This is a genomic window from Kribbella sp. NBC_00482, assembly GCF_036013725.1.
In the GTDB taxonomy this organism is placed as follows: Bacteria; Actinomycetota; Actinomycetes; order Propionibacteriales; family Kribbellaceae; genus Kribbella.
In genome coordinates, this window is sequence record NZ_CP107881.1 from 8,702,946 (window position 1) to 8,715,281 (window position 12,336).

The window sequence follows — 12,336 nt, forward strand, 5'->3', positions numbered from 1 at the left end:
ATCAGAAAGCAGCCTGGACCGTTGTGAGTTCGATGTCGTGATCCTCGATGGCCTGGCGGATTTGTGGGTCGAGGACCATGGCCTGGTCGGTGAGGCGGTATTCCTCGGCCCAGCGGTAGGTGTAGGAGCCGGGGCGGTGGATGGCGGCCAGTTCTGGTTCTGCGGCGGCGCAATGGGTGACCAGGAGGTGCACGCCGGGCGTGAGCTTGTCCAGGTACTCGAGCAGCCAGGGCTTCTTGTCGGCGGCGTCGCGGTCGCTCAATGTCTCGATCGACGCGAACCGTTTCGACTCCTCAGGCCCGTAGATGAACGGCTTCCCGAGCGCCGCCGAGACCTCGTCGTACGCCGCCGGCGCCGCCTGTCCCATGTGTACGTCGAGATACTCGAGCGTCAGCCCTTCCGCCGCGAACTTCGCCGCCTGCGCCGACAACTCCCGCACCGCGTCCGCGTGACTGATCGCAGCCTTGGAATCCTCGACCGTACGCCGGAACGTACCGTCCTCCCCCACCAGCGACGCCCCGTCCGTCAACGGGCGCCACCGCAGGAAGTCCCACTCACAGGTCAGCGTCTGATGCACTCCCACCGGAATCGCGAACTCCCGCGCCAGCGCCGCCGCCTCGGTGAACCATGGACAGGCCGCCATCGTCGACGCCTGCGTCACGATCCCTTCGCGAAACGCCTGCACGGTCCCCACGTTGACCGCATGACACATCCCGAAGTCGTCACCCTGAACAACCAACTGAACCTCAGCCACGCCCACTCCCACCATTCGCCGACAGAGCCAACACCGACCGTACGACCAAACGCCGACAGATCTCCTATGGTCCGGCGAGTTTGGTCACCTCGGGGGACTGATTGGTGTGGAAGGCGCACGCCCGGGGGTACGACGCCAGGCAGCCGCGGGTCGTCATCAGCGCGGTGTAGTAGTCGATGTACCGGAAGCCGTACGTCTCGCCGCGGGCGAAGGCCTGGTGCCGGATCGCGGACACCCAGCGGTAGAACGCCTCGTCGGAGATCGGGACGTACAGCGACGGCGTGAAGCCCTCCATGTCCTCCCAGTTCTCCGCGTGCAGGAAGGACCGCACACCGTGCCGCGGCAGTGCGGCGAGCTTCTCGGCCAGTGCGGGGTACGGCGTGATGGCGGCGAAATCGTCCGCGGGATCGATGGGCAGACCGGCCAGGAAGCGGGCGCGCTCGGCCAGCACCGCGGTGTGTTCGTGATCGCGATGGATGGAGTGCTTCCAGTGCGTGATGATCGTGTCGGGCTTCTTCTCGCGGATGAGCTGGGCGAGCTGCAGGGCCACGTCGTCGGTGTCGGGGAGGAAACCGTCGCTGTTGTCGAGGACCAGGAAGTCCGCGCCGATCGCCTCCGCGAACGCCGTACCCTCCGCGATCTTCTGCTTCTTGTACTCGGTCGGCGTCAGCCGCGGGTGGCCGCGCTCCCCCGGCGTCAGCGCGACGATCGTCGCCGACGCGCCTTCCAGGACGAGCTTGGCCAGCGTCGGCCCGGCGGTCAGGTCCATGTCGCCGATGTGCGCCCCGATGGCGAGCACTGATCTGGTCACAAGGGTCTCCTCATTTCAGGCCACTGAGTACGACGCCACGCACGTAGTACTTCTGGAACACCAGGAACACGACCAGCACCGGCAGCGTGCTGATCACCAGGCCGGCCATCACGATCGGCATGGTGCGGTCCGGATCGAGGAAGCTCTGCAGCAGCTGGATCCCGACCGGCAACGTCTGCAACGAGGGGTCTGACGACGAGATCAGCAGCGTCCAGATGTACTCGTTCCAGGTGCCGATGAACGTGATCAGCCCGAGCGTGATCGCCACCGGCTTGGTCTGCGGGAGCACGATCAGCCGCCAGATCTGCCACTGGTTCGCGCCGTCGATCTTGGCCGCCTCGAGCATCTCGTCCGGCAGCGAGATCATGAACTGCCGCATCAGGAAGATCCCGAAACCGGAGACTGTGAACGGCAGGATCAGCGCCAGCAGGCTGGTCGTCAGCCCGCCGTCGCCGCCGCGCCCGAGGAAGTCGTTGCCGCCGGCCAACGGCCAGTTCAGCATGATCAGGAACGTCGGGATCAGCAACAGGAACGGCGGCAGCATCATCGTCGCGAGGATGAACCGGAAGATCACCGCCCGCCCGCGGAACCGCAGCTTGGCCAGCGCGTACCCGGCCAGCGCCGACGTGATCAGCACCGACACCGTCACGCTGACCGTGACGATCACGCTGTTGCGGAACAGCCGCGGCAGCTCCAGTTGCGAGAACGCCTCGCGGTAGTTGTCCAGGTTGAGCGACTCCGGCAGCAGCTTGTACGGGATCACGCCGTACTCGCCGGCGCCCTTGAACGAGCTCATCACCATGTCGAGGAACGGCATCACCATCGCGACGCCGCCGAGGATCACGACCAGGTACGCGACCCACGGGAACTTGCCGTGCCGCCTCCTCACGAGGTCTCCTCTCCGCGCCGCCGGGCGACCCACAACTGCAGCAACGTGATCGCCAGGATGATCACGAACAGCACCATCGCCATCGCGCTCGCCGTACCCCAGGCGCCGTACTTGAACGCCCGCTGGTACATCTCGAACGCCGCGACGTTGGTCGCGTTCACCGGCCCGCCGTCACCTGTCATCACGATGATCAGCGCGAACGACTGCAACCCGCCGATGAACTGCGTGATCAGCACGAACAGCAGGGCCGGCCGCAGCAACGGCAACGTGATCGACCAGAACATGTGCCACGAGTTCGCCCCGTCCACCTCGGCCGCCTCGTAGTACATCTCCGGGATCGCCTTCAGCCCGGCCGTCAGGATCAGGACGGCGCCGCCGATCGAGGCCCAGGCCTGTACGACGGTCACCGACGGCAGCGCGTACGACGCGTCGGACAGGAACCCGATGCTGTTCACGCCGAGCTTGTTCAGGACGCCGTTGATCAGCCCGGCCGGCTGGTACATCATCTTCCACACGTTGCCGATGGCCACGACCGTCGCGACCACGGGCAGGAAGTACAGCACCCGCCAGAACCCCTGGAACGCCAGCCGATCGATGCAGTAGGCAACCAGCACCGACCCGAACGTGGCCAGGAACACCGACCCGAACGCGAACAGCAGCGTGTTCACCAGGATCGGCTTCACGAACGTCCCGTCGAAGCTCAGGACGTCGCCGAAGTTCGCCGTACCGGCCCACTTCAGGGTCCCGAGGTCGAACCCGCCCCAGTCCGAGAACGCGAGCACGATCGCGAAGACGAACGGCAGGATCAGGAACACGCAGAAGAACAGCAACGCCGGCGCGAGGAACAGGTACGCCGCCCGTCCCTCGCGCTGCAGCTTGCCGAGCCGCCGGGCCGGCGCTGAAACAGCACCGACCCGGCCGACCGCCGTCGTCATTGCGGCTTGACCGCCTTGGCGGCCTGCGCCAGCGCGTCCTCCGGGTTCTTGCCGTCGGCAAGCACACCCATGATCGCGTTGTGCAGCGCGGTCTTCGCCTCGTACGCACCCGGCTGGTTGGGCTCGGCCATCGCGTACGTCGCCGCGTCGTAGATCGGCGCCAGGTTCGGGTCGGACAGCGTCTTCTTGTACGCCGCCTGGTCAGCGGTCCGCGGCGGGATCAGGCCTTGATCCGCGAGCCACTTGCCGGTCTCGGTGACCTGGCCGTCGGCAGCCTTGTGCTCGTTCATCCAGGTCAGGAACTTCCACGCCTCGTCGGCGTGCTTGCTGCGCTGGTTCACGCCCATGAAGAAGCCGTACGCCAGCGAGCCCTTGCTGCCCGCGGTCGGCCCGGGGATCGCGGTCACGCCGACGTCGGAGGCGTACTTGTCCTTCATCTGGGTCTTCAGGCTGCCGATCCACCAGCCGGCCTGGATCGCCATCGCGACACCGCCGCTGCGGAACTGCTTCGTGGGCATGATCGACGGGTTGGTCGCCTTCGCGGCCGCAAGATCGGCCTCGAACTTCAGCGCCGCCTTGCCCTCGGCGTTGTCGAACTGCGCCGTACCGTCCGGGCCGAGGAACTTCCCCCCGGCCGCGTCGAGCAGCGACAGGAACGGGTGCACGGACTTGTTGTCGCCGTCCTGGATCAGGCTCAGGCCCTCGACCTGGATGTTGCCCTTGGCATCGCGCTTGACCGTCTTCTTGGCCGCGTCGGCGAGCTCGGCCCAGGTGGTCGGCGGCTTGCTGATCCCGGCCGCGGCGAGAATCTTCTTGTTGTAGAAGAGCACGTAGGTGTTCAGCTCGGTCGGGTACCCGAGCAGCGTGTCGCCGGTGGTGACCGCGCCGAGCGCGGCGGGGCTGTACTCCGCCTTGATCTTCGTCGCGATGTCGTCCGGCACCTTGGCCACGACGTTCGCCTTCATCAACTGGCCGCCCCACAGGCCGTACGCGCTGACGATGTCGGCGCCGCGGCCGCCGGTCTGCCGGACCGTCATCGTGGTGAGGAGGTCGTCGAACTTGACCACCTGCGCCTTCACCTGGACCTTCGGGTTCTCCTTGTTCCACTGCTGGATCATCTTGTCCAGCCCCTCCTTGGACGGGCCGTCGCTGTAGTGGCTCAGCAGCGTCAACTCGACCTTGTCACCGCTTCCGCCCGCCTCGCCGCCACCGCCGCAGGCCGCGGCCGTGGCGAACAGTCCGAGCGCAACGGCAAGTCGCAGACCTCTGGAAATCCTCATGTCAATCCTTCCCGCCATCCGGGAGCAGGGGCGCCCGGAGGATGGTGAACGTGCGGGTGATGTCGAAACCTGTCTTCAGGTACAGCTGCCCGGCGGCGGACTTCTCGCCGGTCCACAGGAACCAGGCGCTGTGCGCGCCGGCGGCGACCATCCGCTCGAGTGTCAGGTGCAGCAGCACCTTCCCGAGCCCGGTGCCGCGGGAGGCCGGCAGGACGCCGAACGGCCCGAAGCGGTCGATCACCGCCTCGTACGTCCCGTGCATCGCCCAGCCGAGGATCGCTCCGCTTGGGTCGCGTGCCACCACGATGCGATCGAGTGGCAGACCGGACACGACACCCTCGCGGATCGCGCGCGCCCAGTCCGGGTTGAACTCCGCGCCGGCGATCGCGATCAACGCGGTCAGCTCGTCGGAGGATGGTGTACCAAAGCTGTAGCCCTCGGCCGTCAACGCCTCGATCCGCTTGCGAACCTCATCCGGAACGGCATACCCGACGAGGCTGCGGTCCATCGCGACAGCGTCGTACCCCCGCTCGAAGCCGAGCCCGGCGAGCAGCCGGGCGGCGGCGGGATAGCGAGCCGCGTCGAGACCGGGGAGGAAGTAGTTCGGCGTGTACGACGAGAAGTACACCTCGGACCGTCCATGGGACCGGAGCCAGTCCATTGCCGCGGACAACAACTCGCGCCCGAGACCACGACCGCGGTACTCCGGATGCACGAAGAAGAACGGGATCCAACCGGAGCCGGGCTCCAGGTCGTCGGAGTCGACGGCGATCAGCCGGCGGACGGCGTACGCGGCGCCGACGATCTGATCATTGATCACGGCTACCTGCAGGCCGGCCGCGTCGAAGTTGCGGTCGAGCAGGAACAGGTCGCGGAACCGCTGGTAGCTGATCGGGTCGGCCGGCGCCGCGGCGGTCCACGCCGCGGCCAACGCCGGTCCGTCGCCGACCTGGAACGAACGGATCATCGGGCAGTCCCTTCGTAGAGCAGTACGCCGTCGCGTACCCATCCGGCCGGTGTGGTTGCCGCGGGCAAGAGCTCGACCGGGTCGTCACCGGCCTCCAGCGCTTTCCGCAGCGAATCCGAGCCCCACAGCTTGTCGAGCGACGGCAGCAGATCGAAGTCGTCGGGATACAGCTCGTTCAGCACCCGCAGCATCACCAGCGCGGTCCGCACCGGCTCGAACGCCTCCGGGTCCACGACATGCAGCTGTACGCCGGACAGCGCCTGGCCCGCGTACTTGTGGAACACCGGCTCGAACCACGTCCGCCGGAAGATCACCCCGGGCAGCTCGCACGCGCGCAACGCCGGCACCAGCCGGTCGTCGACGTACGGTGCCCCGATCGTCTCGAACGGTCGCGTCGTACCGCGTCCCTCGCTGAGGTTCGTGCCCTCGAACAGGCCGGTCCCGGGGTATACCAAAGCCGTGTCCGGTGTCGGCATGTTCGGCGACGGCGGTACCCACGGCAGACCGGTCCCGGTCGACGTACGATTCCAGCCCTCCGCCTCCACGACCGTTGCCGCACCCAACTGAAGGGCCAGTTCGCCGACCGTCAGCCCGTGCCGCAGCGGGATCGGTGCCCGCCCGACGAAGCTCTCGAACCCGGGCTGCAGCAGCGGCCCCTCGACCCGTACGCCGCCGAGCGGGTTCGGCCGGTCCAGCACCACGAATGGCATACCAAGCCGGGCGGCCGCCTGCTGACAGTCGTACATCGTCCAGACGTAGGTGTAGAACCGCGTCCCGATGTCCTGGATGTCGAACAGCAGCACGTCGACACCGGAGAACAGGTCGTCGAGCTCGCGCCCCTGTCGCCCGTACGTGTCGAACACCGGCAGGCCGGTGTCGGGGTCGACGCCCTCGCCTTCGCTCTCACCCGCTTGCGCCGTACCGCGGAGGCCGTGCTCAGGACCGAACAACGCCGCCAACGGCAACCCGGACGCACGCAACGCGACCGAGGTCGGCGTGAGGTCCGGCAGCACGCCGGTGAAGTTCGTGATCAGTCCTAGGCGCCCGTCGGGCACCAACCCCGGGTCCTCGGCCAGACGCTGCGCGCCGGTCCGGACCACCATCGCTACCACCAACCCAGATCGTGGATCCTGCAGGAACTGGGTTGAAAACTTACCGATGGATTCAGGTTGAGGTCAATGGATTACGGACAACCGTTTACCGGATCAGCCTTGGAGCGATGCCAGGTAGTCCATCACACGCGCCCGGATCTCGTCTGCCGGGATGTCGCGGGCCCGCAGCTCCGCCATCCAGCTGTCGTACACCTCGTTCGAGGCGCTCAGCTCGAGCGCGATGCCGTCCGGGTCCCGGAAGTTCAGGTGCGACGCAAACGCTTCGTCCCGGATCGGCGTGTACGTGACCCCGAGCGCGTCGAAGCGGCGCTCCCACTCGACGAGCTCGTCACGGCTCGCCGCCATCAGCCCGATGTGGTCGAGACCGGTCGTCAGTTCGGTGAACGGCGCGGTCGTCCCGCGCTCGTGCTTGCACAGCGCCAGCACGAACCCGCTCGGCCGGTCGACGAACGTGCGCACGGTCCCGAAGTCCATCAGCGGCTTCAGCCCGAGGACCTCGGTGTAGAAGTGCTCACTGCGGTCCAAGTCGGTGACCGACAGACCGAGATGATCGATTCCCGCAAAGGCCGGCATCGTCCCCCTCCCCTGCTTGCGAATGTAACTCGCCGGCGTCAGGGAAGGAACGGCGTGAGCGCGGCCAGGAAGTCGTCGAGGCGCTCGGCGTGCACCCAGTGACCGGCCTCCGGGACCTCGGCGTACTGGACGTGCGGGAAGTACGCCGAGATGGTCGCGCGGTGGTCCTGCTGGACGTAGTCGGACTTGCCGCCGTAGATGAACAACGTCGGCCCGTCGTACCGCAGCCCCTCGACCGCCGGCCACCCGGAGATCGCCGGCAAAGAAGCCTCGATCACCGGAAGGTTAGGCCGCCACCGGGCGCCGTCGGCGTCGAGGATCAGGTTCTGCAGCAGGAACGCGCGCGTCCCGGGCGTCGGTACGGCGTCGACGAGCTGGGCGTCGACCTCCGAGCGCCGGGTGATCGAGGACAGGTCCGCGTTCCGCATCGCCTGGGCGTACTCGACGAACGCCGGCGGGTACGCGACCGGCGCCGCGTCCACCACGACGAGCCGCTCGACCACCGCGGGGTACTGCAGCGCGGTGAGCATCGCGGTCTTGCCGCCCATCGAGTGCCCGACGAGCGCGACCGGCCCGACCCCGAGCGACTCGATCGTCTCGCGGACGTCCTCGGCCATCTCCGGGTAGCTCATCGTCTCGACGTGCGGCGACGTGCCGTGGTTGCGCAGGTCGAACGCGAACACCCGGTGCCGGTCGGCGAGCCGGCGCGCGGCGGTCATCCAGTTCCGTCCCGAGCCGAACAACCCGTGCATCACCACGACCGGCGTACCAGTTTCGCCGTACGCCGTGACCGGAAGCTTCATGGCCAACTACCTTTCACCGACTGCGCTGCCAGCAGGCCGTGTGCCAGTGGCGCCGCTCGTCGAGCGACTGGCTGCCACCGATCGCGCCGAGCAGGCTGGGGTTCTCCGGCCACACCACGACATGCGGGGTGGCCGGCAGGATCTGCTGGTCGCAGCCCGGGCAGCGGTACGACTTCGCGGACGCGGACCCGGACACGCGCCGGACGTTCCACTCGCCGTTCGCCTTCGCCTCACGACTCTGGGTACCACCGAGCAGCGGCCGGTCACTGACCGGCCGCTGCCACTTGGAAGGCCTTCTGCGCGACATAGCTCTTCCAGGCTATCCGTATGAGCCAGGTCACTCCGGCAGCAGGCAGATCAGCTCGCGCGGAGTTCCTCGCCGACGTCGTGCATGTGGCGCAACCCCATTCGGTACGAATCGATCAGACTCGTTGAAACGTAGGGCATTCCGATGCTCTCGCAGTACTCGCGGACGATCGGCTGGGCGAACCGGAGGTTGGCGCGCGGCATGCTCGGGAAGAGGTGGTGCTCGATCTGGTAGTTGAGCCCGCCCATCATCCAGTCGGTGACCAGACCGCCGTTCACGTTGCGTGAGGTGAGCACCTGCTTCTCCAGGTGGCCCCAGTTGGTGTCGTCGTCGGGCATCTCCATGCCCTTGTGGTTCGGCGCGAACACGCTGCCGAGGTGCAGCCCGAAGATCATGTGGTGGACGACCGCGAAGACGACCGCCTGGCCCGGCGACAGAATCAGGAACAGCGCGGTGAAGTACAGCGCCAGGTGCGCGGCCATCAGGCCGATCTCGGTCTTCTCCGTACGCAGGCGGGCGAGCAGGAAGCGGATGCCCGACACCTTGAGGTTGAAGCCCTCCAGGGTGAGCAGCGGGAAGAAGATCCGCGCCTGGTTGCGGGTCAGCCAGCCTTCGAGGCCCTTGCGGCCGGAGGCCTGCTCAAGGGTCCAGACCAGTACGCCCTCGCCGACGTCCGGGTCCTTGTCGGTGTGGTTCGGGTTGGCGTGGTGCCGGTTGTGCTTGTCGTTCCACCAGCCGTAGCTCATGCCGAGCAGGAGGTTGGCGTGCAGCATCCCGATCCAGTCGTGCAGCTTGCGCGAGCTGCCGATCTGCTGATGCCCGGCGTCGTGCCCGAAGAACGCCGCGCGGGTGGTCAGGATCCCCATCGGCAGCGCCAGGAACAACGCCCACCACGAGCTGCCGATCACCGCGACGGCCGCCCAGGTCATGCCGAGCAGAACCACGTTGATACCGATCGCCATCGCGTAGGCCGCCGTACGGCGTTCCAGCAGGCCGGCGGCCTTGATCTCCCGTAACAGCGGGGAGAATTCGGAACGGCGGGTAGCAGCAGGTGACGCGACAGGCTGTGCCATCAGGTCCTCGTCTCGGTAGCGGGGGAAGGCCTAGGCGTACAGCCGCGGCCAGCGTAATGCATCAAGACTCATCGCACTAACCTCCGAAAGCATGAGAGTTACTACCCAAATCTGCTGTGGAGCCAGGCCCCAGGAGACAGTGGAGATAGCACTACTGCCGGAATTCTCACGCTCGGTCATGATGGAGACATGAGCACCGTTGCCACGACTGAAGCGCCGCCGATGCGCTACCCGAAGCTTGCGCAGCCGTGGATCGCGTTGTTCCTCGCGATCCTGGCCGAGCTGGGGATCGCCCTGTTCGTGCTCAGCGTGGTGTCCGTCCCGCTGATCGCCGTGTGGGTCGGGATCCCGATGCTGCTGGTCGTCGTACCGGCCGCGCGGTGGTTCGCGAACTGCCACCGCACGCTGCTGGCCGGCTTCCTCGGTGAGCGGATCCCGCGCCCGTACAAGAAGCCTCCGATGCCCGGCATGCTGATGCGCCTGCGGACGATCCTGACCGATCCGCAGACCTGGCGGGACATCATCTGGCTGCTGGTGAACGCGGTGATCGGGTTCACACTGTGCCTGCTGAGCGCCGTACTGTTCCTGGCCGGGCTCTTCTACCTGGTCTACCCGCTGCTCGTCGGTGTCACCCCGGAGGGCGTGTTCACCGAACCGTTCGGCGGCCTGTTCACGGTGAACTTCTGGACCAGCTTCCTGGTGATGCCGGTGGCGCTGATCGCGTTCCTGATCTGGCAGGCCGCCGGCGAGCGACTGCTGAAGGCGAACGCTTTCGTGGCCCGCTCGCTGCTCGGCCCGACCGAGAGCGCCAAGCTCGCGATGCGGGTCCGCGAACTGGCCGAGTCCCGGGCGGAGACCGTCGACACCCAGGCGGCCGAGCTGCGCCGGATCGAGCGTGACCTGCACGACGGCGCCCAGGCCCGGCTGGCCGCACTCAGCATGAATCTCGGCATGGCCGAGGAAATGGTGGCGCGCGACCCGGCCCAGGCGGCTGCGCTGCTCACCGAGGCCCGCGAGTCCGCGAGTACGGCGCTGTCCGAGCTGCGTGACCTGGTCCGCGGGATCCACCCGCCGGTGCTCGCCGACCGCGGTCTGGACGGCGCGGTCAGGGCGCTGGCAATGTCCGTCCCGTTCAAGGTGGACGTCACCTTCGACGTACCCGGCCGTCCGCCCGCGCCGGTCGAGTCCGCGGCGTACTTCGCGGTGGCCGAATGCCTCGCGAACGCGGTGAAGTACTCGGCGGCGACCACCGCCTGGATCCAGATCACCCATGAGGAAGAGAAGCTGCACATGATCGTCGGCGACGACGGCATCGGAGGTGCCGTGATCAGGCCCGGTGGCGGTCTGTACGGTATCGAGCGGCGGCTGGCCGCCTTCGACGGTACGTTGACCGTGGTGAGCCCGAGCGCCGGGCCGACCACCGTGATCATGGAGCTGCCTTGCGAGTCCTCATCGCTGAAGACCACGCCCTCCTCCGGGACGGCCTGATCCGCCTGCTGGAGGCGCACGACTTCGAGGTCGTCGAGGCAGTCGACAACGGGCCCCGGCTGGTGCCCGCGCTCGTGGAGCACCGGCCGGACGTCGCGGTGGTCGACGTACGGCTGCCGCCGACGTTCACCGACGAGGGCCTGCGGGCCGCGATCGAGGCCCGCAGCCAGGTCCCGGGGCTGCCGATCCTGGTGCTCTCGCAGTACGTCGAGCAGTTGTACGCGCGGGAGCTGCTGACCGGCGGCGGAGGCGGTGTCGGGTACCTGCTCAAGGACCGGGTGTCGAACGTCGCCGACTTCCTGGACGCGGTACGCCGGGTCGCTGCCGGCGGGACCGCGATGGACCCGGACGTGATCAGTCAGCTGCTGGCCCGGAACACCCGCGACGAACCGATCGGCCGGCTCACGCCGCGCGAGTCCGAGGTCCTCGGCCTGATGGCCGAAGGCCGCTCGAACGCCGCGATCGCCGCCGCCCTGTTCGTCACCGAGAAGGCCGTCAGCAAACACACGAACAACATCTTCTCGAAGCTCGACCTGCCCCCGTCCGAGGACGACAACCGCCGCGTGATGGCAGTCCTCACCTACCTGTCGTCCCGCTGACGGCGGCCGGGTGCTTCAGCGCGCCTGGCCGCGGTCGGGGCGTTGCTGGACTGCCGTGGCCTGGGGCTCGGCCCGGGTCGGCGACGCGCTCACTCGGGGCGGGACGACACCCGCGGTCGCGGCCCTCTGCGCACGCGCCTGGGCGTAGAGCCCGACCGAGTCCCACCCTTGCCGACGCGACGCGGCCGCGGCCAGCAGCCACTCCGCCTCCTGCTGCGATGCGCCGGCCTCGGACAGCGCGGCCACGAAGTCCGGCCTGTCCGCGTCCCTCGATCGCCAGTTGGCGTCGCCGATCGCAACCATCCGGCGGGCCTCGTCCGGCGAGTCATCCACCGACTCCACGACCTCCTGAACCTCAGCGGCGTACGCCTGCCAAGCTTCGTCACCGACGACGGTCAGCGAGGCCCGGCAGTTCTCAGCAGCCGTCTGCAACGGCAACTCCGGAAGGCCACGCACCAGAGTCGACGCGATGATGGGGTCGACGAATCGGCGACTCACCTCCTCGGACCGGCCCCTCCCCTGGTGGGAGGCCACGATGCTGTCGTGGTTCATGGCGAGCTGCCGGGTCCACCACCGGTCCTCCGGATCACCGTCGAGCTCCGCCTGCTGCGCGATCTCCTCCCAGCGCGCCGGCACGGAGAAGCCGCCGAACTGCCGTCCCACGGCATAGTCGGCCGCGAGCACGCGGGCGATGTCGCTGTCGTCGATCCGTTCGTCCCCGGCTGCCATCCGGCCAGGCTAACCG

The 12,336-nt window shown here is 67.8% G+C and carries 14 protein-coding genes; 2 read left to right on the plus strand and 12 right to left on the minus strand.

Translation table 11 applies throughout. The features are described from left to right. Window position 1: 1 nt before the first annotated feature. The 11 genes from OHB24_RS41860 to OHB24_RS41910 all read right to left on the minus strand — a co-directional run bounded on the left by OHB24_RS41860 (window position 2) and on the right by OHB24_RS41910 (window position 9,504). Window positions 2-754 (minus strand): carbohydrate deacetylase, encoded by a 753-nt coding sequence (locus tag OHB24_RS41860; protein ID WP_327636536.1) that lies wholly within the window; start codon window positions 752-754, stop codon window positions 2-4. Between the two features lie 64 nt (window positions 755-818). Then, window positions 819-1,565: a PIG-L deacetylase family protein gene (locus OHB24_RS41865; RefSeq protein WP_327636537.1), complete on the minus strand. Its 747-nt coding sequence runs from the start codon at window positions 1,563-1,565 to the stop codon at window positions 819-821. A 10-nt stretch (window positions 1,566-1,575) separates the two neighbouring features. Then, on the minus strand, window positions 1,576-2,454 hold the full coding sequence (locus OHB24_RS41870) for a carbohydrate ABC transporter permease (RefSeq protein WP_327636538.1): 879 nt from the start codon (window positions 2,452-2,454) through the stop codon (window positions 1,576-1,578). Next, window positions 2,451-3,389 carry a carbohydrate ABC transporter permease gene (locus OHB24_RS41875; protein WP_327636539.1) on the minus strand — a complete coding sequence of 313 codons (939 nt, stop codon included), beginning with the start codon at window positions 3,387-3,389 and terminating at the stop codon, window positions 2,451-2,453. Before OHB24_RS41875 ends, OHB24_RS41870 begins: the two co-directional genes overlap by 4 nt. Then, window positions 3,386-4,669 (minus strand): extracellular solute-binding protein, encoded by a 1,284-nt coding sequence (locus tag OHB24_RS41880; protein ID WP_327636540.1) that lies wholly within the window; start codon window positions 4,667-4,669, stop codon window positions 3,386-3,388. Before OHB24_RS41880 ends, OHB24_RS41875 begins: the two co-directional genes overlap by 4 nt. 1 nt (window position 4,670) lies before the next feature. Further along, window positions 4,671-5,636: a GNAT family N-acetyltransferase gene (locus OHB24_RS41885; RefSeq protein WP_327636541.1), complete on the minus strand. Its 966-nt coding sequence runs from the start codon at window positions 5,634-5,636 to the stop codon at window positions 4,671-4,673. After that, window positions 5,633-6,739, minus strand: coding sequence for an exo-beta-N-acetylmuramidase NamZ family protein (locus tag OHB24_RS41890; RefSeq protein WP_327636542.1), 1,107 nt, complete (start codon window positions 6,737-6,739; stop codon window positions 5,633-5,635). Before OHB24_RS41890 ends, OHB24_RS41885 begins: the two co-directional genes overlap by 4 nt. A 102-nt stretch (window positions 6,740-6,841) precedes the next feature. Then, window positions 6,842-7,321: a VOC family protein gene (locus OHB24_RS41895; RefSeq protein WP_327636543.1), complete on the minus strand. Its 480-nt coding sequence runs from the start codon at window positions 7,319-7,321 to the stop codon at window positions 6,842-6,844. Between the two features lie 38 nt (window positions 7,322-7,359). Next, complete coding sequence (locus OHB24_RS41900; protein ID WP_327636544.1) at window positions 7,360-8,124, minus strand: alpha/beta fold hydrolase; 765 nt, start codon at window positions 8,122-8,124, stop codon at window positions 7,360-7,362. A gap of 13 nt (window positions 8,125-8,137) precedes the next feature. Further along, window positions 8,138-8,431, minus strand: coding sequence for a hypothetical protein (locus OHB24_RS41905; protein WP_327636545.1), 294 nt, complete (start codon window positions 8,429-8,431; stop codon window positions 8,138-8,140). A gap of 50 nt (window positions 8,432-8,481) precedes the next feature. Next, window positions 8,482-9,504: a fatty acid desaturase family protein gene (locus tag OHB24_RS41910; RefSeq protein ID WP_327636546.1), complete on the minus strand. Its 1,023-nt coding sequence runs from the start codon at window positions 9,502-9,504 to the stop codon at window positions 8,482-8,484. Window positions 9,505-9,693: 189 nt separating this feature from the next. Between OHB24_RS41910 and OHB24_RS41915 the strand changes: the two genes are divergently transcribed. Together OHB24_RS41915 and OHB24_RS41920 are read left to right on the plus strand one after the other, a co-directional pair. Next, window positions 9,694-10,992, plus strand: a complete 1,299-nt coding sequence (locus tag OHB24_RS41915; RefSeq protein ID WP_327636547.1) for a sensor histidine kinase — start codon at window positions 9,694-9,696, stop codon at window positions 10,990-10,992. Then, a complete protein-coding gene (locus OHB24_RS41920) occupies window positions 10,944-11,591 on the plus strand; it encodes a response regulator transcription factor (RefSeq protein WP_327636548.1) in 648 nt (215 codons plus the stop codon). The genes OHB24_RS41915 and OHB24_RS41920 overlap by 49 nt, the downstream gene beginning before the upstream one ends. 15 nt (window positions 11,592-11,606) lie before the next feature. On the opposite strand, the gene OHB24_RS41925 is transcribed toward OHB24_RS41920, so the two are convergent. Next, on the minus strand, window positions 11,607-12,320 hold the full coding sequence (locus OHB24_RS41925; protein WP_327636549.1) for a hypothetical protein: 714 nt from the start codon (window positions 12,318-12,320) through the stop codon (window positions 11,607-11,609). Window positions 12,321-12,336 lie beyond the last annotated feature (16 nt).

Bases quoted from the DNA above. Each gene is read 5' to 3' on its own strand.
- OHB24_RS41875 (WP_327636539.1), bottom strand. From the start codon at position 3,389: ATGACGACGGCGGTCGGCCGGGTCGGTGCTGTTTCAGCGCCGGCCCGG.
- OHB24_RS41880 (WP_327636540.1), bottom strand. From the start codon at position 4,669: ATGAGGATTTCCAGAGGTCTGCGACTTGCCGTTGCGCTCGGACTGTTC.
- OHB24_RS41885 (WP_327636541.1), bottom strand. From the start codon at position 5,636: ATGATCCGTTCGTTCCAGGTCGGCGACGGACCGGCGTTGGCCGCGGCG.
- OHB24_RS41890 (WP_327636542.1), bottom strand. From the start codon at position 6,739: ATGGTGGTCCGGACCGGCGCGCAGCGTCTGGCCGAGGACCCGGGGTTG.
- OHB24_RS41895 (WP_327636543.1), bottom strand. From the start codon at position 7,321: ATGCCGGCCTTTGCGGGAATCGATCATCTCGGTCTGTCGGTCACCGAC.
- OHB24_RS41900 (WP_327636544.1), bottom strand. From the start codon at position 8,124: ATGAAGCTTCCGGTCACGGCGTACGGCGAAACTGGTACGCCGGTCGTG.
- OHB24_RS41905 (WP_327636545.1), bottom strand. From the start codon at position 8,431: ATGTCGCGCAGAAGGCCTTCCAAGTGGCAGCGGCCGGTCAGTGACCGG.
- OHB24_RS41910 (WP_327636546.1), bottom strand. From the start codon at position 9,504: ATGGCACAGCCTGTCGCGTCACCTGCTGCTACCCGCCGTTCCGAATTC.
- OHB24_RS41915 (WP_327636547.1), top strand. From the start codon at position 9,694: ATGAGCACCGTTGCCACGACTGAAGCGCCGCCGATGCGCTACCCGAAG.
- OHB24_RS41925 (WP_327636549.1), bottom strand. From the start codon at position 12,320: ATGGCAGCCGGGGACGAACGGATCGACGACAGCGACATCGCCCGCGTG.